This is a genomic window from Ensifer sp. R-19, assembly GCF_049905105.1.
Classification (GTDB): Bacteria; Pseudomonadota; Alphaproteobacteria; order Rhizobiales; family Rhizobiaceae; genus Ensifer.
On sequence record NZ_CP184569.1, the window covers coordinates 3,482,225 to 3,505,935 of the forward strand.

Genomic DNA, 23,711 nt, shown 5'->3' on the forward strand with positions numbered 1-23,711 from the left:
CTTCATTGCGCTCGGGCGTTCGTACGTCAGTTTTTGGCGATCAGACGGAACGGGGTATTATCCAGTGTCCAAATCCCTAGACAGCTTCAATTGTCGCTCCACGCTCACCGTCAACGGTGTGGACTACGTCTATTACAGCCTGCCGAAGGCGGAGGCGAACGGTCTCGCCGGCGTTTCCAAGCTGCCCTACTCGATGAAGGTTCTGCTCGAGAACCTGCTGCGCAATGAAGACGGCCGCTCCGTCACCAAGAAGGACATCGAGAACGTTGCCGCCTGGCTCAACGACAAGGGCACGGCTGAAAACGAAATCGCCTACCGCCCGGCCCGCGTGCTGATGCAGGACTTCACCGGCGTTCCCGCCGTGGTCGACCTCGCTGCAATGCGCGACGCCATGGTCTCGCTCGGCGGCGACCCGGAAAAGATCAACCCGCTCGTTCCCGTCGACCTCGTCATCGACCACTCCGTCATCGTCGACGAATTCGGCACGCCGAACGCCTTTGCCCGCAACGTCGAGCTCGAATACCAGCGCAACGGCGAGCGCTACCGCTTCCTGAAGTGGGGCCAGCAGGCGTTCAAGAACTTCCGCGTCGTCCCGCCCGGCACCGGCATCTGTCACCAGGTCAATCTGGAGTATCTGGGCCAGACCGTCTGGACCCGTGAAGAAGATGGCGAAATCACCGCCTACCCGGATACCTGCGTCGGCACCGACAGCCACACCACCATGATCAACGGCCTTGGCGTTCTCGGCTGGGGCGTTGGCGGTATCGAAGCTGAAGCCGCGATGCTCGGCCAGCCGGTCTCCATGCTTCTGCCTGAAGTCATCGGCTTCAAGCTGACGGGCAAGCTGAAAGAGGGCGTCACCGCGACCGACCTCGTGCTCATGGTCGTTCAGATGCTGCGCAAGAAGGGCGTCGTTTCGAAGTTCGTCGAATTCTTCGGCCCGGGCCTCGACAACATGACGCTCGCTGACCGTGCGACCATCGGCAACATGGGTCCGGAATACGGCGCCACCTGCGGCTTCTTCCCGGTCGACAGCGAGACCATCAACTACCTCACCATGTCCGGCCGCGAAGAGCAGCGCATTTCGCTCGTCGAAGCCTATTCCAGGGCGCAAGGCATGTGGCGCGACGGTGACGGCTCGGAGCTTGTCTTTACCGACACGCTGGAACTCGACCTCGGCGACGTCGTTCCCGCTATGGCTGGTCCGAAGCGTCCAGAAGGCCGCATCCCGCTCGAAAGCATCGCGTCGGGCTTCGCAACCGCGCTCGAAGGCGACTACAAGAAGCCGGGCCAGCTTTCGAACCGCTACGCCGTAGAAGGCACCGATTTCGATCTCGGCCATGGCGACGTTGCCATCGCTGCGATCACGTCGTGCACCAACACCTCCAACCCGTCGGTTCTGATCGCCGCCGGCCTGCTCGCCCGCAACGCCGTTGCCAAGGGCCTGAAGTCCAAGCCCTGGGTCAAGACCTCGCTCGCACCGGGATCGCAGGTCGTCGGTGAGTACCTGGCCAAGTCCGGCCTGCAGAAGGACCTCGACGCGCTCGGCTTCAACCTCGTCGGCTTTGGCTGCACCACCTGCATCGGCAACTCCGGTCCGCTGCCGGCGCCGATCTCGAAGACGATCAACGACAAGGGCCTGATCGCCGCCGGCGTTCTCTCCGGCAACCGCAACTTCGAAGGCCGTATCTCGCCGGACGTCCAGGCAAACTACCTCGCCTCGCCGCCGCTCGTCGTCGCCTATGCACTCGCCGGTACGGTCCAGAAGGACCTGACCAACGAACCGCTCGGCGAAGACAAGGACGGCAACCCGGTCTTCCTCAAGGACATCTGGCCGACCTCCAAGGAAATCCAGGAGTTCATCTTCAAGTACGTCACCCGCGAACTCTACGCGACCAAGTACGCGGACGTCTTCAAGGGCGACGAAAACTGGCAGGCCGTTCAGGTTCCTCCGGGCCAGACCTACGCCTGGGACGATGGCTCGACCTACGTGCAGAACCCACCCTACTTCGTCGGCATGGGCAAGTCCGGCTCGGGCATCTCCGACATCAAGGGCGCGCGCGTCCTCGGCCTATTCGGCGACAAGATCACCACCGACCACATCTCGCCGGCCGGTTCGATCAAGGCTGCCTCGCCGGCTGGTGCCTACCTCATCGGTCATGGCGTCGGCGTTGCCGACTTCAACCAGTACGGTACGCGTCGCGGCAACCATGAGGTGATGATGCGCGGCACGTTTGCCAACATCCGCATCCGCAACCACATGCTCGGCCCGAACGGCAAGGAAGGTGGCTACACCATCCACTATCCGTCGAAGGAAGAGATGTCGATCTACGACGCCGCCATGCAATACAAGGAAGAGGGCGTTCCGCTCGTCATCTTCGCCGGCGTCGAATACGGCAACGGTTCGTCGCGCGACTGGGCTGCGAAGGGCACCAATCTGCTCGGCGTCAAGGCCGTCATCGCGCAGTCGTTCGAGCGTATCCACCGCTCGAACCTGGTCGGCATGGGCGTCATCCCCTTCGTCTTCGAAGAAGGCACGACCTGGGAATCGCTGGGCCTCAAGGGCGATGAAATCGTCACCATCGACAACCTCGCCAATGTCCAGCCTCGCGAAAAGCGCGTTGCCAAGGTCACCTATGGCGACGGCAGCGCGAAGGAAATTCCGCTGATCTGCCGGATCGATACGCTGGACGAAGTGACCTACGTCAACAACGGCGGCATCCTGCAGACGGTTCTGCGCGACCTCGCCGCCTGATCGCCAGACCATCGCGAAGCATTGGAGCCGGGACGCCGAGAGGCGACCCGGCTCTTTCTTTGGTTGTCAAATCCCAAAACGTCCCAACACAAGCCTGTGCTCACCCGCCACCTCACTCCAACGTGACTTCCCGTTGATGCGTGGCCGGCGTATGTAATGAACTCCCCCATAAGGAGTAGGCCGACGGCCCCCAACGAAGTGACGCCATGACATCCGCAGACCGTTCTTTCATTCGCCCTTTTGCACTGGCTTTCGGGCTGTTCGCAGCCGCTGGTGCACCGGCCGGGGCACAGGACGGACAGGTGATCAAAGGCGTCGTGGAACTGTTCACCAGCCAGGGCTGTTCCTCCTGCCCGCCGGCCGATGCGGCGCTGAAGGCGCTTGTCGATGGCGGTGATGTCGTGGCGCTCGCCTACCATGTCGACTACTGGAACTATCTCGGTTGGGCCGACACACTGGCCTCCAAGGAAAATACCGAACGGCAATATGCCTATGCCCGGATGCTCGGTCGCAATGGCGTCTATACGCCCCAGGCGATCCTGAACGGGCGCGACCATGTCAACGGCGGCAATCTTCAGGCGATCAAAACGCGGCTGGAGACAATGAAGGCCGAAGGCAAGGGGCTTGCCGTTCCCGTCGAGGCGAAGATCCAGGGCGAAGAAATCCAGATCAACGTCGGTAGCGGCATCGGCAAGGCGAACGTCGTCGTCGTCTATTTCGACCGCGCGAAAGTGGTGAAGATGGAGAAGGGGGAGAACAGCGGCAAGGAAATCCCCTACTGGCATGCCGTGCGCGACATTCAGACGATCGGCATGTGGGACGGAAAGCCGGCAACCTTCACCCTTCCCGCAACAGTTCTGACCGAGCGCCCCGGCAACAGTGGCTGTGCCGTTCTCTTGCAATCGATGAAGGACAAGGAAACGCCGGGCGCGATCATCGGCGCCACGGCGGTGCTCGCCGGCCCGCAAGGCAAGTTGTAAGCGGGCGCGGCGCAAGGGGGTGGTTCGGCCCGGCAGCATCGAGGGGCTGGGGCTGAGGGTTCGAAGTTACCGGACCGAACCGGCCATGGCTGCGTTCGGTGAACTCCCGCAGCATGACGACCTGACCGGACATACGGTGGCAACGACTCTGTCCGTCAGCGCTCGCGAGTTTTGCGGTGAATTGGGGCGGCGATTTGACTGAAATGGGGCAGAGGTAAGAAATGCCCTCTTCGTCCAACGGCTTCCGGCTTGCTTTTCGGCTCACGTCAGGCACACTGTTATCGTTCTGTCACAACAGAAGGCCGGATTGCCGATGACCGATGAGCCGGATTTGCCGCAAGGCGAGGCGCGCCATCAGCGCGAGACCACTTCCGAAGTGGTCGTCCATCTTCACGAATACAAGAACGCCAAGAACCCTCCCCCCATCACTTTCCATCGCCGCGAGTTGGACCAGATCCTTTGGGTCTACGGTCGAATGGTCGGCGAAGGCGAATGGCGGGACTACGCCATCGACCACCTGAAGGACCGCGCGGTCTTCTCGGTGTTCAAGCGTTCGGGAGAAATGCCGCTCTACCGGATCGAGAAGAACCCGAAGCTGTCGACGAAACAGGGCGCCTATAGCGTGCTGAACATTCACGGCACGATCCTGAAACGCGGCCACGAGCTCGCCCAGGTGCTCAAGGTGTTCGACAAGGTCCTGAAGCTGGTGGAAACCTGAAGCAGGTCGCGCAAAACTGCGCAGCGGTTTTGCAATAACGACCTGCGAAATATCAGAAGCTTGAAGCGCTGGGAGCGGACCTGCAAGATCGCGACGCGCCTTAAGACCTGATCCGCACCGGCGTCCCGGTGAGATGCGCGGCGACCTCTTCCGACGCAGGGCTTTGACCCGCCCCGGGACGGCCGACTGCAATCAGCGCATGTCGGGCGTCCGCGAGGCGACGATCAGTTCTGATAGAGCGTGTCTGGATAGACGTCTTCCGGCGGATCGCTCTTCTGGCCCTCGCCAAGCGCGAGCTGCATGATCGCCGTGTCGAGCCAACGGCCATGCTTGAAGCCGGTCGCTTTCATCGTGCCCTGATGCTCGAAGCCGAGCGAACTGTGTACGGCGATCGATGCCGGGTGGGCACCGCCGATCACCGCAACCATCTGCCGGAAGCCGAGCTCGGTGCAACGACGAATGAGTTCGACGAGCAGCGCCTTGCCAGCACCCTTGCCGCGCGCTTCCGGCGCCAGGTAGATCGAAACCTCGACCAGAAAGCGATAGGCCGTGCGCGTCCGGAAGGCGGACGCATAGGCATAGCCGACGATCGATCCGCTGCCATCGCATGCGACCACATAGGGGTAGCCGTTGCCGATGATCGTCTCGAAGCGGTTTCGCATCTCCGCTTCGGAAGGAGGTTCGATCTCATAGGTGGCGACGCCGTTCAGTACGGATTCGCGATAGATCGCTGCGATGGCAGGAAGGTCGGCCAAGGTGGCGTCACGCAGACTCAGGGACATGGCGGTAAACTGCATCTCGAGGTTTCGTCGTCCTTTACTCCCATGGGGGCCGGGACGCGATCAACTATTTCCGGCAACAAAAAAGGCGGCCGAGGCCGCCTTTTCCGCAATTCGTTTCAAGCTTAGTTGTTCCGGTTGCCCATGAACTGCAGCAGGAACATGAACAGGTTGATGAAGTCGAGGTAGAGCGTCAGCGCGCCCATGATCGCCTTGCGGCCGGCAACGGTGCTGTCATCGGCTTCGTAGTACATTTCCTTGATCTTCTGCGTGTCGTAGGCGGTGAGGCCAGCGAAGATCAGAACACCGATCACGGAGATCGCGAAGCCGAGGGCCGACGAAGCAAGGAAGATGTTGACGATCGACGCGATGATCAGGCCGAAGAGGCCCATGATCAGGAACGTGCCGAAGCCCGACAGGTCCTTCTTGGTCGTGTAGCCGTAGAGCGACAGAGCGCCGAACGAAGCGGCCGTGACGAAGAACGTCTGCACGATGCTCTGGCCGGTGAAGACCAGGAAGATCGACGACAGAGACAGGCCCATCAGGGCGGCATAGATCCAGAACGTCGTCTGTGCTGCGGAGACGCTCATCGAATTAATGCGGAAGCTCATGAAGAAGACCATCGCCAGCGGCGCCAGCATCACGACCCACTTCAGGGGCGAAGCGTAGATGAGCTGGGCGAATGCCGGATTGGAGGCGGCAAGCGCATAGGTTCCGTAAGCTGCCACGCCGGTGATCGCCAGGCCCAGGGCCATCAGGTTGTAGACCTTCAGCATGTACGCGCGAAGGCCCTCATCGATCACGGCACCCGCCTGAGCGCCGGCGGGCGACATTCGGGTTTGGTAGTTTCTCAGATCAGCCATTGTTTCCTCATTTAAGCTCCGGTGGAAGTTACGGTGTCGGGCGGCGAACAGTCTCGCTTTGGAAGGCTGGCTTCCACGCCCAGGCGCCGCTGCGGAGCTCCAGCATGCCTGTGGATAAATATGATGCCGAAACCCGTTGCGTACAAGACCCGAAGCCCCTGGATTCGAACGCATCCGGCCGTTTCCGGCATGCACGACAGGGATTTACGGTTAACTTCACCGCTCAAAGCTCCCGCAGGACCGGCGCCGCCTTCTGCCCGAGAATACGCCAGGTACCGGCAAGACCGATGCCGACGGTCATCACCAGCGCCCCGACGACGGTCAGGATCGCGACATCCGGCAGGAAGTCTGACGGCAACTTCATGATGCGGCTGACGACGAACCAGGCGGCAACTCCGCCGGCAAACAGGGCGAAAACCGCCGTTGCGAGGCCGAGAATGGCATATTCGTAGCTGAACGCCCGGATAAGGGTCGCGCGCGTCGCACCCAGCGTTTTCAGCACCACGGCGTCGTGGACGCGCGCCCGGTTGCCAGCGGCGAGCGCACCGGCAAGCACCAGGACGGAGGCGACGAGCGCCACTGCGGCCGCCGCCCGGATGGCGGTTGCCAACTGTCCAAGCAGCCCGTTCACGATGTCGAGAGCATCCTTCACCCGCACGCTTGTGATCGTCGGATAGGCGTTGGTGACGGCCTTCAGCACCGCCGCCTCCTCTTCCGGCGTCGCTGCCGGATCGATGACGGTTGCCAACCACGCATGCGGCGCACCGGCGAAGGTGTTCGGCGAAAACACCATGACGAAGTTGATCGAAAGCGATTCCCACTCGACGTTGCGGAAATTGGCGATCTTGGCGGTGATGTTGCGGCCAAGCACGTTGACGGTCACGGTGTCGCCGATCTTCAGGCCGAGTTCGCCGGCCTCTTCCGCCGAGAAGGAAACCAAGGGCTCGCCGCTATAGTCGGCCGGCCACCACGCGCCCGCGGAAAGCGTCGAGTTCTCCGGCTTGTTCTTGGCATAGGTGATGCCGCGGTCGCCGCGCAGCACCCATTGGCCGCCGGGCGGCACGTTGCGGCTGTTCACGTCCTCACCGTTGAAGGCAATGATCCGGCCGCGCAGCATCGGCACCTCGATGACCTTGCCCTTCGGGATCGTCCGGTTGAGCACCGAGCGGAAGCCTTCGATCTCGTTGCCCTGAATATCGACGAAGAAGAAGTTCGGCGCGCGCTCCGCCATGCTGCCGGTAAGCTCGCGGCGCAGATTGCCGTCGATCAGAGCCAGCGTCACAAGCAATGCCAGCCCAAGACCCAGCGACAACACGACCGAGGACGTGAGGGCGCCGGGGCGGTGGATGTTGCCGATCGCCAGTCTGAGGGCCGGCGAGTTGACCCGCGGGCTGCGGCGCGCAAGCCAGGCGATCAGCAGCGCGACGACGCGCAGGACAATGAAGGCAAAGGCGATCGCGCCCAGGAACACCAGCGAAATATAGCGGTCGTAGGCCGTCCAGATCGCAAGCCCCGCAAGTGCAGCAAGACAAGCGACGGCGCCCAGCAAATAGGGCCATGCCGGAAAGCCGGAGGGGTCGAAGCCCTGCTGGCGGAAGAGCGCGGTTGCCGGAATGGCCCGTGCCCGGCCAAGTGGCAGAATGGCGAAGGTCAGCGCCGTCAGCACGCCGAAGAGCGCGGCAAGACCGAGCGCACCCGGATAGAGATGAAACTCCGTCGAGATCGGCAATAGATCTGCCAGGAACTGCGCCGCGATGAAGGGGATCAGCATGCCAAGCAACAGGCCGATCACGATGCCGATCAAGGCGATCATCAGGATCTGCGCGAGATAGATCATCGCCACCAGCGAGGCAGGAGCGCCCAGGCATTTGAAGGTCGCGATCACGCTGCGCTTCTGGTCGAGATAGGCGCGCACCGCGTTGGCGACGCCGACGCCGCCGACGATCAGCGCCGTCAGCCCGACAAGAGTCAGGAACTGCGAGAAGCGGGTGATGTTCGCCGTCAGCGACGGCGCGGCGTTGGCGCTGGTGCGGATCGACCAGCCGGCCGCCGGAAAGCGCTTCTCGGCATCCGTGCGAATGGCCGCGAGCTGCGTCGGGTCGGCGACCTTCACCTTGTAGCTATGCTCAACAAGGCTTCCTGTCTGCACCAGGCCGCTCACGGCCAGCGCCTCGGCCGAGACCATCAGGCGGGGAGCAAAGCCGAAGCCGTCGGACAAGGCGTCCGGCTCGCGCACGATCGTGCCGGCGATCCGGATCCTGGCGTTGCCGAGAAGGATCTCATCTCCCACCTGCACGCCAAGACGGTCGAGCAGCAGCGGTGCCACGACGGCGCCAAAGGTCTCGCCATCGCGCGCCAGCAGCTCATGCAGCGGACGGTTCGGCTCGCTTTCCAGCGCGCCGTAGAGCGGGTAGGCGACATCGATCGCCTTCAGTTCGACCAGCGCCTGGTTGGATCCGTCGGGCAACCGCGCCATCGAGCGCAAGCCGGCGGAAACCGCGACGGTTCCGAGACTGTCGAGATAGGCCCGCTCGTCGGACGTCGCGACGCGATTGTTAAGCTCAAAGCGGATGTCGCCGGCGAGCAGTTCCTGCCCCTGCGTGGCGATCGTCGCGGTGATCGATTGCGACAGCGAATTGACGCCGGCAATCGCCGCGGTCCCGAGCGCGATGCAGGCGAGGAAAATGTAGAAACCTCTAAGCCCGCCACGCATTTCGCGCAGTGCCAGGCGAAGGGCAAGCAGCGGCCGCAGCCGAACCGATGACGCGCCGCTCATGCCGAGGCCGCCTCCTGGCGCGGCGTCACTGCAAGCGGCCCCGCCTCGCCGCCGGCGACGATCTCGCCGGAGCGGACGCGGACCTGCCGCACGCAACGCGCGGCAAGTGCCGCATCATGCGTCACGAGCACGAGTGTCATGCCGCGGTCACGCTGTTCGGCGAAAAGCAGATCGGCGATCTGGCGTCCGGTGTCGGCGTCGAGGTTGCCGGTCGGCTCGTCGGCGATCAGCAGTTTCGGCGAAGGCGCCAAGGCGCGAGCGATCGCCACACGCTGCTGTTCGCCGCCGGAAAGCTGGCCGGGATAGTGGCTGAGCCGCTCGCCGAGACCGACGGCGACGAGTTCCTTGCGCGCGATCTCGAAGGCGCCGGCCACATTGGCGAGTTCGAGCGGCACCGCGACGTTTTCGAGCGCGGTCATGTTGGGGATGAGGTGGAAGGACTGAAAGACGATGCCGATGTTGCGCCCGCGGAAGTCCGCCACCCGGTCCTCGTCAAGCCGATGCAACGGCGTACCGTCGATGACGATCTCACCGCTATCCAGCCGCTCGAGCCCGGCAAGCACCATCAACAACGTCGACTTCCCCGAACCCGACGGACCGACGATGCCGACGGACTCGCCGGCATCGATCGTGAGGCTCATGCCCTTCAGCACGTGCACCGAGGCCGCCGCCTCCCCGAGGGTCAGATCCGCGTTTTTGAGTTCGATGATGGTGCTGGCCAAGCGAAACAACCCTATATGAACGAAATGGGGAACAGAAACGGCATTCGGGATTTAGGAACAGGCCCATGGCATTAAAAGGATTTCAACGGGTTTTCTTGGCACTGACGATGACAATTGCGTTATCATCGGCAGCACGCGCCGAGACGATCAGCCTCGTGGGGTTCGGCGACAGCCTGATGGCGGGCTATCAGCTCCCGCCGCAGGACGCCTTCCCCGCTCGGCTCGAAAAGGCGCTGAAGGAAAAGGGCCTGGACGTGACGATCGCGAACGCCGGCGTTTCCGGCGACACCTCATCCGGCGGTCTTGCCCGCATCGACTGGTCCGTGCCCGATGGCACAAAGGGCGTGATCCTCGAGCTTGGCGCCAACGATGCGCTGCGCGGTATCCCGCCGGAAGAGACCCGCAAGAACATCGAGGCGATGATTACGCGCCTCAAGGACCGTGGCATTCCGGTGCTGCTCGCGGGCATGATGGCACCGCCGAACATGGGCGCCGACTATGCCGCCCGCTTCAACCCGATCTTCCCGGAGCTCGCCGAAAAATATGGGCTGGAACTCTACCCGTTCTTCCTCGACGGCGTGGTGACCGAGGCGAAGCTCAAGCTCGAAGACGGCATGCATCCCAATGGCGACGGCGTCGGCGTAATGGTCGAGAAGGCACTGCCTATCGTCGAACGCTTTCTGGCAACCTTGAATAAGACGGAGTGATGACATCGTCCACAGTTAAGGGAACGTTAATATTCGTAAGTGTCAAATACTAGTTGCGTGCAGACTCGATGCGTGATTCGCTGAGACATCTGCAAGAGATTCGGGGAGCTCGCCATGCCGAGACTATTCACCGCCCTCGAAATTCCGCGCAATGCAGCAATGAGTCTTTCGTTGCTGCGCGGAGGACTTCCCGGAGCTCGCTGGATAGATGTGGAGAACTACCACATCACCTTGCGCTTCATCGGTGACGTCGACTGGCGCACCGCCGACGAGATCATCGACAAGCTCGATCGGATCGAAAGACCGGAATTCCAACTGCAGCTGACCGGCACCGGCGCTTTCGGCTCGAAGAAGCCGCATTCCGTCTGGGCCGGCGTCAGCAACCACCCGGAAATGTACGCCCTTCAGGCCGAGATCGAGCGCATCTGCCAGCGGCTCGGGCTCGGGCCGGATCCGCGAAAATTCACGCCGCATGTGACGCTCGCCCGGCTGCGCTCAAGCCGCGTCGAGGATGTGGTCGAGTACCTCTCCGGACGCGGTAATTTCATGACTTCGCTCTTCACCGTCTCGCGCTTCGTGCTTCTGTCATCGCGCGACTCGGTCGGTGGCGGGCCATACCTCACGGAAGAGGTCTTCCCGCTTCACGAGGCGCGGTCACCGAACCTTTCGAGCAACGACGAGCACCCGGCTTCGAGCATCTGGTAGAGCGCCTCGAAGGCTTCTGGCCCTTCGTAATAGGGGTCCGGGACATCCTGATTGCGGGCGGACGCATAGTCGAGGAAGAGATGCACCTTCTCGGCCGCATCGGCGGGCGCCAAGCGCTTGAGCGTGCGGACATTGTTTTCGTCCATGCCGAGGATCAGGTCGAAATCCCGGAAATCGTCCGGCCGAACCTGGCGCCCGCGCAGCGCAGAGATGTCGATCCCGCGCCGCCGCGCCGCCTGGATCGAGCGGTTGTCGGGCGGATCGCCGATGTGCCAGGCACCGGTTCCGGCCGAATCCACCTGCAGCGCTGGTGCCAATCCCTTTTGCTCGGCCAATGCGCGCAGCACACCCTCGGCCAGCGGCGACCGGCAGATATTGCCGAGACAAACGAAAAGAACTCTGACCGGTTTCATGCTATTCAATTTCGACAGGACTGGAGATTGATGCGCATTTATACTCAGCAGCTCGGCCTTCGAACAGGTCGATGTGTGGGAGAGAGACGATGACTGCGGAAAAGCTCGACGAGGCAACGATTGCCGAAAACCTGCACAAGATGGAAGGCTGGGTGCGAGCCGAAGACGGCAACTCGATCTGGAAGGCGTTCCGCTTCAAGAACTTCGTCGAAGCCTTCGGTTTCATGACCGAGTGCGCGATCGTCGCCGAAAAATTCAACCATCATCCCGAATGGTTCAACGTCTACAATCGCGTCGACGTAACCCTGACCACCCATGATGCCGGTGGGCTGACGGAACTCGACTTCAAATTGGCGGCGCGCATGGACAAGGCGGCGGCCGGCCGGATGCCGGATCATTTGAAATAGCACGGCCGATCCCCATATTGAGAAACGCCAGAGCATCCCGCTTTCAAGCGGAAAGCGGATAAGATGCTCTGGAATCAAAATGCTAGAGCGCCGGAAGCGGGACGATGGACGACATCAAGATCGGTGAAATTCTCTTGCCAGGCGAAGAATCCGAGCAGGAGCGCCGGGAAAAGCGCGTGAAGCGACGCTTCTGGCCGACCTTTCGGCGCGCTGCCCGGCAGATCCCGTTCAGCCGCGATCTCGTCGCCGCCTATTACTGCGCGATTGACCCGAAGACGCCGACACGCACCCGCGGCATTCTGCTCGCAGCGCTCGCTTATTTCGTGCTGCCGCTCGACTTCCTGCCCGACGTGCTGGCAGTGGTCGGTTTCTCCGACGACGTGGCGGTGCTGACCGCGGCCTTCGCCGCCATCAGCGGACAGATCAAGGAAACGCACTATACCAAGGCCGACGAGACGCTGGCCGACACGCCCGAGGGCTGATGTTGAAAGCCGGCCGCCAGGTTGTGGCGCCCCATTCCTGCCCGAAAGTCAAACTCTTGCCCGAATCTTTGTGGCATAGACTTGCAAATGACGCTGGTCGCACGGTTAGGCGCGGCTGGCGCCATGTAATGGCTTGGGGCAGGAAACCTTCTGGAACAGCATTCCGAGGCGACGCGCATCCGGCATCGACCCTTGGTTCGCTCACCGCGAATCATCGGGTGAAAGACGCTGGGGCAGATGGGGCAAACCGCCCCATTTCGGGGCTAAACCCGCGGTTTTCAGCCTTCGTTGACGGTTTGGTAACCTGAATTAAGTCAAAACAAATCAAATCATGACTACGCGTCGCCCGTCTGACCTGTTTCGGGTGATCGAAAAGCAAGAAAAGCGGCAGGACCTCATGTTTGTAAGAAAGATCGCAACCGCAATCGCACTCGTTCTGGCAACCGCCAGCATGGCTGCCGCTCAGTCTCCGACGCGCATCCAGCAGTTCAACGCCTGGGGCGCCTATTCCTACAACGCCGGCGGCGGCAAGGTCTGCTACGTCCTCTCGGTTCCGAAGGAAAAGAGCCCGGCCGGCGTCGACCACGGCGACATCTTCTTCCTCGTATCCCAGCGCCCGGGCCAGAACATCAGCTATGAGCCGCAGGCGATGATGGGCTACCCCCTTCAGGAAAACTCCAAGGTCAACGTCGTCATCGACGGCCGCACCTTCGTGATGTTTACCAAGGGCAACTCCGCCTGGGTGGAAAACGCGGCGGAAGAACCGGCGCTCGTCGCCGCGATGAAGACCGGCAAGGCCATGTCGGTCAACGCCAAGTCGCGCAAGGGCACGGCCACCTCCTACTCCTATTCGCTCTCGGGCATCTCGGCTGCGCTGAAGCAGATCGAAGCCTGCAAGTAATCCAGGCATGTCACGCAGTGTGCAGCGGTCTTGCGGCACAACAGGCGTGAAAGCCATGGCGAAGAACCAGACATTGGGCCGGCTGCGAAGCCGGCCTTTTGCATTCAAAGGGTCTGCCTCGTGACTCCGGGCCAAAACAATGCTAAAGCCCGGCCCAACTTGAGAGCCTCCGCGCCCTGATTGGCCGCTTTCGATGGCTCGACCGATTTCAATTCGCGCATCAGGACGAATTCCGGACCCGCTCTCCGGACGGCCTCACGCTGTACGACAGGACATCAAGAGCATGGCAGCCACTGAAATTCTGAACCGGGTGGAGATCGCTAGGGCACCGCAGGTGCGCGCAGCGCCCGAAGCGGAGAAGCCGTCGCTGATCGGCCTCCTGCGCGAGGACATGGCGAAGGCCCTCGTCGAAAAGGGCGTGCCGGAGCGCCAGGTCAAGATGCGCGTCAGTCAGCTCTGGCACTGGCTCTACGTGCGCGGCGTCTCCGACTTCGACCACATGACGAACGTGTCGAAGGACATGCGCGAGATGCTGAAGCAGCATTTCACCATTGCCCGGCCCGAAATCGTCGAGGAGCAGATCTCCGGCGACGGCACCCGCAAGTGGCTGCTGCGCTTCCCGGCACGCGGTGCCGGCCGCCCGGTCGAGATCGAGACCGTTTACATCCCCGAAGAAGGCCGCGGCACGCTCTGCATTTCGAGCCAGGTCGGCTGCACACTCACCTGTTCCTTCTGTCACACGGGCACGCAGAAGCTGGTGCGCAATCTGACGGCCGAAGAAATCCTGGCGCAGCTGCTGCTTGCCCGCGACCGGCTCGGCGATTTCCCGGAGCGCGACACGCCACAGGGCGCGATCGTGCCGGCCGAGGGCCGCAAGATCACCAACATCGTGATGATGGGCATGGGCGAGCCGCTCTACAATTTCGAACACGTCAAGACCGCACTGCTGATCGCGTCTGACGGCGAGGGCCTGTCGCTCTCCAAGCGCCGCATCACGCTCTCGACCTCCGGCATCGTGCCGGAAATCTACCGCACCGGCGAAGAGATCGGCGTCATGCTGGCGATCTCGCTGCACGCGGTGCGCGACGACCTGCGCGACATGCTGGTGCCGATCAACAAGAAGTACCCCCTGAAGGAACTGATGGACGCCTGCCGCGCCTATCCGGGTCTCTCGAACGCCCGCCGCATCACCTTCGAATATGTGATGCTGAAGGATGTCAACGACAGCCTCGAAGACGCCAAGCAACTGGTGAAGCTCCTGAAGGGGGTACCGGCGAAGATCAACCTCATCCCCTTCAACCCGTGGCCTGGCACCAACTACCAGTGCTCCGACTGGGAACACATCGAGAAGTTTGCTGACTTCATCAACCAGGCCGGTTATGCCTCTCCGATCCGCACGCCGCGCGGTCGCGACATTCTCGCCGCCTGCGGCCAGCTGAAGTCGGAATCCGAGCGCATGCGCAAGGTCGACCGCCTTGCCTTCGAGGCGATGATGATCGCCAATCACGGCGAGGACTGAGACGAACCGCCTGCCCCGCGGCGGTTTTCCGGTCCCGGCTCGCCGGGATCGATGAAGAACTTTGATGGGTGATGCAGTTCCTATCGATTGATTTCATTCTCCCGGTTTCCTAAGAAAGCGGGAAATCAATTCAGGAGGACAACCCATGCGCTCACTTCTCATCGCCCTTGCCGCCACGGTGGCATTCACTCTGCCGGCCCGTGCCGATGAGGTGACCGTCGCCGTGACCGCGATCGTCGAGCATCCGGCGCTCGATGCCGCCCGCGACGGCGTGAAGGATGCGCTGGCTGCCGCCGGCTACAAGGAAGGCGAGAACCTCAAGTTCATCTACGAGTCGGCCCAGGGCAACCCGGCAACCGCCGCCCAGATCGCCCGCCAGTTCGCCGGCGAGGCACCGAATGTGATCGTGCCGATCTCGACGCCGTCGGCCCAGGCCGTCGTCTCCTCGACCCGCGACATTCCGGTTGTCTTCACCGCCGTTTCCGATCCGCTCGGCGCGCAGCTCGTCAAGGACATGGACAAGCCCGGCGGCAACGTCACCGGCCTCTCCGACATGTCGCCGGTTGCCGAACACGTCGCGCTGATCAAGGAAATCCTGCCGAACGCCAAGTCGATCGGCTATCTCTACAATTCCGGTGAAGCCAACTCCGTTTCGCTGCTTGCAGTTCTCAAGACCGAAGCCGAAAAGGCCGGCCTGACCGTCGTCGAATCCGCCGCCACCAAGTCGGCTGAAGTTCAGGGTGCGGCCCGCGCCCTCGTCGGTCGCGCCGATGCGATCTACGTGCCCACCGACAACACGATCATCTCCGCGCTGGAAGGCGCCGTCGCTGTCGCTGAAGAAGCCAAGCTGCCGCTCTTCACCGCCGACACGGATTCGGTTGCCCGCGGCTCGCTCGCAGCCCTCGGCTTCAACTACTACGACGTCGGCAAGCAGACCGGCGAAGTCGTCGTGCGCATCCTCAAGGGCGAAAACCCCGGCGACATCGCCGTGAAGGTCGCCGCCGGTTCCGACCTGGTGATCAACAAGAAGGCCGCCGAGAAAATGGGCGTCACCCTTCCGGAAAGTGTCGTAAAGCGCGCAACGCGCGTCGTTGAATAAGGCTTTCTGCCTTTTCAGGTTCAAGTTTGTTGCGTTTTGCCCGCCTCCGTTCCATACGGGGGCGGTTCGCTATGAGGGGCCTGCATCCTTGGGATTGAGGGGCCGCTCCGAAGTTCTAAGCCGCACATGCGCCCGGCCACAGATGGCCCCATGTGCCAGGCGGGAGCGTCGCATAAGGACAACCACGCGCGACACGTAGAAAAGAGGGTCTGGGGTTGAGTCTAATCGCTTTCTGGGGAGCCGTGGAACTGGGGCTGGTCTACGCCTTTGTTGCCGTCGGCGTCTTTCTTGCATTCCGGGTACTCGATTTCCCCGACCTGACCGTCGACGGATCGTTTCCGCTGGGCGCCGCCGTCACCGCCGTTCTGATCATTGCCGGCGTCAACCCATGGCTTGCCGCCTGCGTGGCGATGGTCGCGGGGGCTGCCGCCGGTATCGTCACGGCGATGCTCAACGTGCGCTTCAAGATCCTCAACCTGCTCGCCTCGATCCTGACGATGATCGCGCTGTTCTCGGTCAACCTGCGCGTCATGGGCAAGCCGAACGTCGCGCTGATCAATGCCGACACGATGCTGTCGCCCTTCTACGGTCTCGGTCTTCGTGATTTCTACGTCCGGCCGCTGTTCATCGGCGTGCTCGTCGTCATCGCCGTCATCATCGTCTGGCGCTTCCTTGAGAGCGATGCCGGTCTCGCGATGCGCGCCACCGGCGCCAATGCCCGCATGGCTCGCGCGCAAGGGGTCGACACCAACCGCCAGATCTATCTGGGCATGGCGATCTCCAACGCGCTCGTCGCCTTCGGCGGCGCGCTCTTTGCCCAGACCAACGGTTTCGCCGATGTCACCTCGGGCGTCGGAACCATCGTCGTCGGCCTTGCCGCCGTCATTATCGGCGAGACGCTGCTCGGCGCGCGCGGCATCCTGATCGCACTGATCGGCTGCGTGCTCGGCTCGATCCTCTACCGCATCGCCATTCAGTTGGCGCTGTCGACCGACATGCTCGGGCTGCAGGCCTCCGACCTTAACTTCGTCACCGCCGCGCTCGTCACCTTCGCCCTCGTCCTTCCCCGCCTGCGTCGTGGAGGTGCGGCATGATCAGCGTCAACAACATCCAGGTCGTCTTCGGCAAGGGTACGCCGCTGCAGAAGCAGGCGCTGAATGGCGTTAGCCTGACGATCGAACAAGGCTCCTTCGTCACCGTCATCGGCTCCAATGGCGCCGGCAAATCGACACTTCTCGGCGTGCTCGCCGGCGATGTGCTGCCGAGCGAAGGCCAGGTGATGATCGGCAAGACCGATGTCAGCCGCAAGGGCACCGCCGCCCGCGCCGGCCTCGTCGCCCGTGTCTTTCAGGATCCGCTGACCGGCAGCTGCGGCGCTCTCTCCATCGAGGAGAACCTGGCACTTGCCGCCAAGCGCGGCGAGGCGCGCGGCCTGACTGCCGCGCTTGGCCCCAAGCGCCGCGAGCATTTCCGCGAGCGCATCGCCGAACTCAACCTCGGCCTTGAAAACCGCATGGGCGATCGCATGGATCTGCTCTCCGGCGGCCAGCGCCAGGCGGTTTCGCTGGTCATGGCGACGCTCGCGGGTTCCGAAGTGCTGCTGCTCGATGAGCACACCGCAGCGCTCGACCCGGGCATGGCCGAGTTCGTGATGAACCTCACCCAGAAGATCGTCTCGGAGCGCAAGCTGACGACGATGATGGTCACCCATTCGATGCGCCAGGCGCTCGATTACGGCCACCGCACCATCATGCTGCACGGCGGCGAGATCGTACTCGACGTCGCCGGCGACAGCCGCAAGGAATTGCAGGTCGAGGACCTGATCGCCATGTTCCGCCGCATCCGCGGCCAGACGCTCGACGACGACGCCCTGCTGATCGGCTGATCCGGTCTGCCTGTCTCGCGGTCACAGCCGGCCCCTCATCTGCCTGCCGGCATCTTCTCCCCGTTGCCACGGGGAGAAGAGACAAGTGGCAGTCTCTCAGTCCTTTTTCGGCAGATGGCGTGGGTTGCAACCTATGACCGCTTTACACTTCGCCTGAAAGCACCCCCAACAATCACCGTTTCCGCCGAACAGTGCGGCACGTGTTCTTCTCCCCGCAAGCGGGGAGAAGATGCCGGCAGGCAGATGAGGGGCGAAACTGTCCGCTTACCGCGCCGTCGTCATGAAGATCTTGACCGCAAACACCGAAAAGACCCCGGCGAAGCTGTAATCGAGCGCTCGCATCACGCCCCTGTTGCGCTGCAGCCAGGAGGCCAGCCAATCGGCGGTGAACACCACCAGCATATTGACCGGCATGCCGATCAGGATGAACAGCAGGCCGAGGAACAAAAGCTTGCCGGTGACCGAAGGATCGTCGGCGCTGACGAACTGCGGCAGGAAGGTCATGAAGAAGATGATGACCTTGGGATTGAGCAGGTTCACCCAGAAGCCGGCCGAAATGTTGGCAAGCGCGGTGCCCTCCGTGACCTCGACCTTCTGAACGGAAATGCTCGAACCAAAGCGGATCGCCTGCACCGCAAGCCACAGAAGATAGGCGGCACCACCGGTCTTGAGGATGGTGAAGGCGGTGGGCGAAGCGGTGATCAGCGCCGAAATGCCGAAGGCGACGAGAAGCGTATGCACGACGATGCCGAAGCTGGTGCCGAGCACCACGAAGAGTGCCGCCTTCTTGCCCTGAGCCAGAGCCCGGCTGATCGAAAGCGTCATGTCCGGGCCGGGCGTCGCCGCCAGAAGCAGCGTTGCGGCGGCGAAGGTGGCGAGGGTCGGCAGGCCAGGAATGAAGTCCATCGTCAGTCACCTCGGGGCAAGATCGCCCCCTCTAACGCCACGCCTTCGCTTTTGCCAGCGGATTCGCGCCATGGCGCGTTCTAGCGCTTGTATCGCCGCAGGTTCTGGCTAAAGTGCCGCAGATTTGCACGCGGCATCGCCGCCCTCCCCAAGACCAGACGGACGGAAACCATGGCATCGCATAAAGACGTGAAAAAGGTCGTTCTCGCCTATTCGGGCGGTCTCGACACCTCGATTATCCTGAAGTGGCTGCAGACCGAACTCGGCGCGGAAGTCGTCACCTTCACCGCTGACCTCGGCCAAGGCGAAGAGCTCGAGCCGGCGCGCAAGAAGGCCGAAATGCTCGGCATCAAGGAGATCTACATCGAGGACGTCCGCGAGGAATTCGTCAAGGATTTCGTCTTCCCGATGTTCCGCGCAAATGCCGTCTATGAAGGCGTCTACCTGCTCGGCACCTCGATCGCACGCCCGCTGATTTCCAAGCACCTGATCGACATCGCCAAGAAGACCGGTGCCGACGCCATCGCCCATGGCGCCACCGGCAAGGGCAATGACCAGGTTCGCTTCGAGCTTTCGGCCTATGCTCTGAACCCGGATATCAAGATCATCGCTCCCTGGCGCGACTGGTCGTTCAAAAGCCGCACCGACCTGCTCGAATTCGCCGAGAAGCACCAGATCCCGGTTGCCAAGGACAAGAAGGGCGAGGCGCCGTTCTCCGTCGACGCCAACCTGCTGCACTCCTCCTCCGAGGGCAAGGTTCTCGAAGATCCGGCCCAGGAAGCCCCGGAATACGTGCATATGCGCACGATCTCGCCGGAAGCCGCTCCGGACCAGGCGACCGTCATCAAGATCGGCTTCGAGCGTGGTGACGCCGTCTCGATCAACGGCGTGCGCCTGTCGCCCGCCTCTCTGCTTGCCAAGCTTAACGAGTACGGCCGCGACAACGGCATCGGCCGTCTCGATCTCGTCGAGAACCGCTTCGTCGGCATGAAGTCGCGCGGCGTCTATGAGACCCCCGGCGGCACGATCCTGCTCGCCGCGCACCGCGCGATCGAATCGATCACGCTCGACCGGGGTGCCGCACACCTCAAGGACGAGCTGATGCCGCGTTACGCCGAGCTGATCTACTACGGCTTCTGGTTCTCGCCGGAGCGCGAAATGCTGCAGGCAGCAATCGACAAGAGCCAGGAGCATGTCGAGGGCGAAGTGACGCTGAAGCTCTACAAGGGCAACGTTATGACCATCGGCCGCGAAAGCGACAAGTCGCTCTATTCCGACAAACTCGTCACCTTCGAGGACGACCAGGGCGCCTACGACCAAAAGGATGCCGCCGGCTTCATCAAGCTCAACGCGCTGCGCCTGCGCACGCTGGCTGCGCGCAACCGCTAAGTCGGTAAGCGCTGAAAGACAAAGCCTCCGCGATCCGTTCGCGGAGGCTTTTTTGTTTCCGCTACTCCGCCGCCTCCAGCAGCGGATCCTCGCGGTCAACGGCCGCCGCCAGCGGCTTCAGCCGAACCGTCCGGCGATACCAGACATAGCTGAGGATAGAGACGAGGCCGAAGCTCGGAATGATCGTGCCGAGTGCCAGCACCGGGACCCCCACCGCAGCGGCGATCGCGCCACCGAGCAGGCCTGAGCCCATCTGGACGAAGCCCATCATCGCGGATGCCGTGCCGGCGATATCGGGAAAGGGCGCCATCGCCGCCGTCATCATGTAGGGCATGACGAAGGCGATGCCGAAGGCATAGACGCCGATCGGCAGCATGACCGAAAGGAAGCTCGGCGACAGCGCGTGCATGCTGTAGGCGAGGATCAGGCTGGCGAGACCGATGAAGACGAGGCCTGCCGGTACCAGCGCCTGCGGCGTGAACCGGCGCATCAGCAGCCGTACCACCACCGTTCCCGAAAAGAACAGCCCCGACTGCATCAGCATGCCGACACCGAACTCGGTCGGCGTCAGGCCGACTTCGTTGATCAGCACAAAAGGCAGCATCGTCGCCCAGGCATAGAGCGCGCCGACAGCTCCGCCGATGACGAGCGTCGAGGAGACGAAGCGGCTGTCGCTCACCAACCTGCGATAGGCCGCCAAGATCGGCCTTAGGTGTCCCTTGCTCGGATCGGGCGTCGCGGTCTCGGCCATAAAGAACTGCACGGTGATGCAAGCCATGGCGGCAAAGCCGACCATCAGCAAGAAGATCGACTGCCAGCCGAAAAGGCCGAGCGCCAGACCGCCGAGCGTCGGCGATAAGGCTGGCCCCAGCGCCAGCATCATGCCGATCATGTTCATGATCCGCGCCGCTTCGGTCCCGGTGAACTGGTCCCGCACGATCGCCCGCGCCACCGTCATACCGACGGAAGCACCGATACCCTGAACCAGGCGCCCGGCAAGCAGCTCCGCAACCGACGGCGCAAAGGCAGACATCAGGCTGCCGACGAGATAGATCGCCATGAAGATCAGCGTCGCGCGGCGGCGCCCGATGACGTCGGATAGCGTGCCGGAAACGAGCTGGGCAAAGGCGAAGCCGGCGAAATAGAGCGACAGCGTCATCTTGATCGCCGCTTCGCTCGACGAAAACGCCCGCACCAGCTCCGGCATCGCCGGCGTATAGAGCGCCATGGAAACTGGCCCGAGCGCCACCAGGAACGCCCCGATGATGCTGGTGCGCCGCTCGCTCATGCGACGCGTCATTGCGAGGCTCCAGGCTGGTCCTCGGACTTCTCCGCTGTCTCCTTGCCGGCAAGGCACGGGTCAAGCTCACGCAAGTTGTCGCGCAGGATGCGCAGATTGGCGCAGAGAACCTCGCGCGTCGCCTCGTCGAGCCCGGCAGTATAGGCGTTCATCATCTCCCTGAGCCCCGTCATCAGCTCGGTGAGCAGCGGACCGGCCTTCTCGGTGATGGCGACGTTCTTGGCGCGGCGATCCGCCGGATCCGGTACGCGGGCAACAAGGCCCATCGCCTCCAGCCGATCGAGATAGGCCGAAAGCGTCATCGGCTCGATGCCCATGCGGGTGGCGATCTCGGCCTGCTTGATGCCCTCTTTCAGCGCCACCTGGATCAGCGTGCGCGCCTCGCCGGGGGTGATGCCCAGGTCCATGGCATTGACCTTGCGGTCGAAAGCCCCGCGCAAAAGGCGCGAGACGTCCGTGAGCAGCATTCCGATGGTTTCGGATTCAAGTTTGAAGGGCATCAGGATCATTCACAAATGATATAATAAGTTTTTCTTATCATATCTCCTGACGCTGTTCAACGCGCCACTGGTTGCGGCTAGCCTTCGAGCTCCTCGCGCAGCATTTCGAGCTCCAGCCATTCCTCCTCCATGCGGGCGAGATCCGCACGTAGCTTCTCCAGTTCCTGCGCGAGCTTCGCAAAGGCGTTTGGATCTTTTGTGAAAAGCTTGGGATCAGCCATCTTTTCTTCGCGCTTGGCGGCCTCGGCCTCTGCCTTGGCGATCTCCTTCGGCAGGTTTTCGAGCGCGAATTTCTGCTTGTAGGAAAGCTTGCCCTTGGCGGCCTTCGGCGCATCGGCGGAGGGTGCAGCGGCGTCGGCTTTGGCCTTTTCCGCCTTCTCTGCCTTGCGCTTTTCTTCAATCGCGCCCTTGCGCTGCGCCATCATGTCGGAATAGCCGCCAGCATATTCGATCCAGCGGCCATCCGGCTCCTCCGGGTTTGCCGGCGCGATCGTCGAGGTGACGGTGCGATCGAGAAAGTCACGGTCGTGGCTGACGAGAATGACCGTTCCGGCAAAGCCGGCGACGATCTCCTGCAACAGGTCCAGCGTCTCGATGTCGAGGTCGTTGGTCGGCTCGTCGAGGATCAGAAGATTGGTCGCCCGCGAAAGAATGCGCGCCAGCATCAGCCGAGCGCGCTCGCCACCCGAGAGCTCGCGGATCGGCGTGCGCGCCTGTTCCGGCTGGAACAGGAAATCCTTCATGTAGCCGGTAACGTGGCGCTGCTCACCGTTGACAAGCAGGTTGTCGCCGCGCCCGTCGGTCAGGTAATGGGCCAGCGTGTCGTCCAGGTTGAGGTCTTCGCGCTTCTGGTCGAGCGTCGCCATTTCGAGGTTGGTGCCGAGCTTGACCGTGCCTGTGTCCGGCTCGATCTGACCGGTCAACATCTTGAGGAGCGTCGTCTTGCCGGCACCGTTCGGACCGACGAGACCGATGCGGTCACCGCGATGGACGCGGATCGAGAAGGGCGCGACGATGGTGCGGTCACCATAGGCCTTGCTGACCTTTTCGGCCTCGATCACCAGCTTGCCGGACTCCTTGGCGTCAGCTGCCGTTGCCTGCACGGTGCCTTGAGGCCCCTTGTGGCCGCGATAGACCGCGCGCATGGTCTGCAACTCGCCGAGGCGGCGCATGTTGCGCTTGCGCCGCGCCGTCACGCCGTAGCGCAGCCAGTGCTCCTCGCGCTCGATCGCCTTGCCGAGCTTGTGCTGCTCCAGTTCCTCGGCCTCCAGCACCTCGTCGCGCCAGGCTTCGAAATGGCCAAAGCCGCGATCGAGCCGGCGCGACTGGCCACGGTCGAGCCAAACGGTCGCCGTCGAGACCTTCTCCAGGAAGCGCCGGTCGTGCGAGATCAACACCAGCGCCGAACGGCTGCGGGTAAGCTCCTCTTCCAGCCATTCGATCGTCGGCAGGTCGAGATGGTTGGTCGGTTCGTCAAGCAGCAAGATGTCAGGTTCCGGCGCCATGACGCGCGCCAGTGCGGCACGGCGCGCCTCACCGCCCGAAAGGCGCGTCGGGTCTTCTTCGCCGGTCAGGCCCAGATGCTGCAGCAGGTAGGCGACGCGATAGGGATCGTCGCTCGGTCCGAGGCCGGCTTCGGCATAGGCCTGCACCGTGTCGTAGCCGTCGAAATCCGGCGCCTGGTGGAGATAGCGGATGGTCGCTGAGGGATGGCGGAACACCTCGCCCGACTGTGCCTCTGAAAGGCCCGCGGCGATCTTCATCAAGGTCGACTTGCCCGAGCCATTGCGCCCGACAAGGCAGATGCGATCGCCCGGTTCCACTTGCAGATTGGCACCGGCAAGCAGCGGCGCGCCGCCGAAGGTCAAGAAGATATCGTCGAGTTTCAGAATTGGGGGCGCCAAG

The 23,711-nt window shown here is 62.7% G+C and carries 22 protein-coding genes; 13 read left to right on the forward strand and 9 right to left on the reverse strand.

Translation table 11 applies throughout. The features are described from left to right. Positions 1-64: 64 nt before the first annotated feature. From acnA to ACN9MO_RS16905, 3 genes are all read left to right on the forward strand, one after another. The gene (gene acnA / locus ACN9MO_RS16895) at positions 65-2,755 is read left to right on the forward strand and encodes an aconitate hydratase AcnA (RefSeq protein WP_112995649.1); all 2,691 of its coding nucleotides are present in this window, start codon (positions 65-67) and stop codon (positions 2,753-2,755) included. 206 nt (positions 2,756-2,961) lie between these two features. Further along, entirely contained in the window at positions 2,962-3,735 is a 774-nt protein-coding gene (locus ACN9MO_RS16900) for a DUF1223 domain-containing protein (RefSeq protein ID WP_112995648.1), read from the forward strand. Positions 3,736-4,048: 313 nt separating this feature from the next. Beyond that, positions 4,049-4,453, forward strand: coding sequence for a DUF2794 domain-containing protein (locus ACN9MO_RS16905; RefSeq protein ID WP_058325742.1), 405 nt, complete (start codon positions 4,049-4,051; stop codon positions 4,451-4,453). A gap of 224 nt (positions 4,454-4,677) precedes the next feature. Here the strand turns inward: ACN9MO_RS16905 and ACN9MO_RS16910 are convergent, their stop codons facing one another. The 4 genes from ACN9MO_RS16910 to ACN9MO_RS16925 form a co-directional block, all read right to left on the reverse strand. Continuing rightward, positions 4,678-5,235: a GNAT family N-acetyltransferase gene (locus ACN9MO_RS16910; protein WP_425985701.1), complete on the reverse strand. Its 558-nt coding sequence runs from the start codon at positions 5,233-5,235 to the stop codon at positions 4,678-4,680. Between the two features lie 122 nt (positions 5,236-5,357). Further along, the gene (locus ACN9MO_RS16915; RefSeq protein WP_057254909.1) at positions 5,358-6,095 is read right to left on the reverse strand and encodes a Bax inhibitor-1/YccA family protein; all 738 of its coding nucleotides are present in this window, start codon (positions 6,093-6,095) and stop codon (positions 5,358-5,360) included. Between the two features lie 223 nt (positions 6,096-6,318). Beyond that, on the reverse strand, positions 6,319-8,871 hold the full coding sequence (locus ACN9MO_RS16920; protein WP_113132350.1) for an ABC transporter permease: 2,553 nt from the start codon (positions 8,869-8,871) through the stop codon (positions 6,319-6,321). Then, positions 8,868-9,593: an ABC transporter ATP-binding protein gene (locus ACN9MO_RS16925; protein ID WP_112995711.1), complete on the reverse strand. Its 726-nt coding sequence runs from the start codon at positions 9,591-9,593 to the stop codon at positions 8,868-8,870. Before ACN9MO_RS16925 ends, ACN9MO_RS16920 begins: the two co-directional genes overlap by 4 nt. Before the next feature lie 65 nt (positions 9,594-9,658). Between ACN9MO_RS16925 and ACN9MO_RS16930 the strand changes: the two genes are divergently transcribed. Both ACN9MO_RS16930 and thpR read left to right on the forward strand, forming a co-directional pair. After that, on the forward strand, positions 9,659-10,300 hold the full coding sequence (locus tag ACN9MO_RS16930; RefSeq protein ID WP_057254907.1) for an arylesterase: 642 nt from the start codon (positions 9,659-9,661) through the stop codon (positions 10,298-10,300). Positions 10,301-10,414: 114 nt separating this feature from the next. Further along, the gene (gene thpR / locus ACN9MO_RS16935) at positions 10,415-11,005 is read left to right on the forward strand and encodes an RNA 2',3'-cyclic phosphodiesterase (protein WP_057254906.1); all 591 of its coding nucleotides are present in this window, start codon (positions 10,415-10,417) and stop codon (positions 11,003-11,005) included. On the opposite strand, the gene ACN9MO_RS16940 is transcribed toward thpR, so the two are convergent. Continuing rightward, the gene (locus ACN9MO_RS16940) at positions 10,942-11,418 is read right to left on the reverse strand and encodes a low molecular weight protein-tyrosine-phosphatase (RefSeq protein ID WP_057254905.1); all 477 of its coding nucleotides are present in this window, start codon (positions 11,416-11,418) and stop codon (positions 10,942-10,944) included. The genes thpR and ACN9MO_RS16940 overlap by 64 nt on opposite strands. Positions 11,419-11,507: 89 nt before the next feature. Here ACN9MO_RS16940 and ACN9MO_RS16945 point away from each other — a divergent pair, with 89 nt between their 5' ends. The 7 genes from ACN9MO_RS16945 to ACN9MO_RS16975 all read left to right on the forward strand — a co-directional run bounded on the left by ACN9MO_RS16945 (position 11,508) and on the right by ACN9MO_RS16975 (position 17,711). Further along, positions 11,508-11,825, forward strand: coding sequence for a 4a-hydroxytetrahydrobiopterin dehydratase (locus tag ACN9MO_RS16945; RefSeq protein ID WP_057254904.1), 318 nt, complete (start codon positions 11,508-11,510; stop codon positions 11,823-11,825). Between the two features lie 104 nt (positions 11,826-11,929). Then, entirely contained in the window at positions 11,930-12,307 is a 378-nt protein-coding gene (locus ACN9MO_RS16950) for a YkvA family protein (protein ID WP_057254903.1), read from the forward strand. Between the two features lie 397 nt (positions 12,308-12,704). Next, complete coding sequence (locus tag ACN9MO_RS16955; protein WP_057255088.1) at positions 12,705-13,208, forward strand: invasion associated locus B family protein; 504 nt, start codon at positions 12,705-12,707, stop codon at positions 13,206-13,208. Positions 13,209-13,491: 283 nt separating this feature from the next. Next, positions 13,492-14,727 (forward strand): 23S rRNA (adenine(2503)-C(2))-methyltransferase RlmN, encoded by a 1,236-nt coding sequence (gene rlmN, locus ACN9MO_RS16960; protein ID WP_057254902.1) that lies wholly within the window; start codon positions 13,492-13,494, stop codon positions 14,725-14,727. A 145-nt stretch (positions 14,728-14,872) separates the two neighbouring features. After that, the gene (locus ACN9MO_RS16965; RefSeq protein WP_112995646.1) at positions 14,873-15,826 is read left to right on the forward strand and encodes an ABC transporter substrate-binding protein; all 954 of its coding nucleotides are present in this window, start codon (positions 14,873-14,875) and stop codon (positions 15,824-15,826) included. A gap of 215 nt (positions 15,827-16,041) precedes the next feature. Continuing rightward, positions 16,042-16,920, forward strand: a complete 879-nt coding sequence (locus tag ACN9MO_RS16970) for an ABC transporter permease (protein WP_113132349.1) — start codon at positions 16,042-16,044, stop codon at positions 16,918-16,920. Then, entirely contained in the window at positions 16,917-17,711 is a 795-nt protein-coding gene (locus ACN9MO_RS16975) for an ABC transporter ATP-binding protein (RefSeq protein WP_058321678.1), read from the forward strand. The genes ACN9MO_RS16970 and ACN9MO_RS16975 overlap by 4 nt, the downstream gene beginning before the upstream one ends. Before the next feature lie 264 nt (positions 17,712-17,975). Here ACN9MO_RS16975 and ACN9MO_RS16980 read toward each other — a convergent pair whose 3' ends face one another. Beyond that, the gene (locus ACN9MO_RS16980) at positions 17,976-18,617 is read right to left on the reverse strand and encodes a LysE family translocator (RefSeq protein WP_058321677.1); all 642 of its coding nucleotides are present in this window, start codon (positions 18,615-18,617) and stop codon (positions 17,976-17,978) included. Positions 18,618-18,788: 171 nt separating this feature from the next. On the opposite strand from ACN9MO_RS16980, the gene ACN9MO_RS16985 reads away from it, so the two are divergent. After that, entirely contained in the window at positions 18,789-20,006 is a 1,218-nt protein-coding gene (locus tag ACN9MO_RS16985; RefSeq protein ID WP_057254897.1) for an argininosuccinate synthase, read from the forward strand. Between the two features lie 61 nt (positions 20,007-20,067). On the opposite strand, the gene ACN9MO_RS16990 is transcribed toward ACN9MO_RS16985, so the two are convergent. The 3 genes from ACN9MO_RS16990 to ACN9MO_RS17000 form a co-directional block, all read right to left on the reverse strand. After that, complete coding sequence (locus ACN9MO_RS16990; RefSeq protein WP_112995644.1) at positions 20,068-21,306, reverse strand: multidrug effflux MFS transporter; 1,239 nt, start codon at positions 21,304-21,306, stop codon at positions 20,068-20,070. Beyond that, a complete protein-coding gene (locus ACN9MO_RS16995; protein ID WP_112995710.1) occupies positions 21,303-21,806 on the reverse strand; it encodes a MarR family winged helix-turn-helix transcriptional regulator in 504 nt (167 codons plus the stop codon). The genes ACN9MO_RS16990 and ACN9MO_RS16995 overlap by 4 nt, the downstream gene beginning before the upstream one ends. Before the next feature lie 77 nt (positions 21,807-21,883). Then, the gene (locus ACN9MO_RS17000) at positions 21,884-23,710 is read right to left on the reverse strand and encodes an ABC-F family ATP-binding cassette domain-containing protein (RefSeq protein ID WP_112995643.1); all 1,827 of its coding nucleotides are present in this window, start codon (positions 23,708-23,710) and stop codon (positions 21,884-21,886) included. Between the last annotated feature and the right edge of the window lies 1 nt (position 23,711).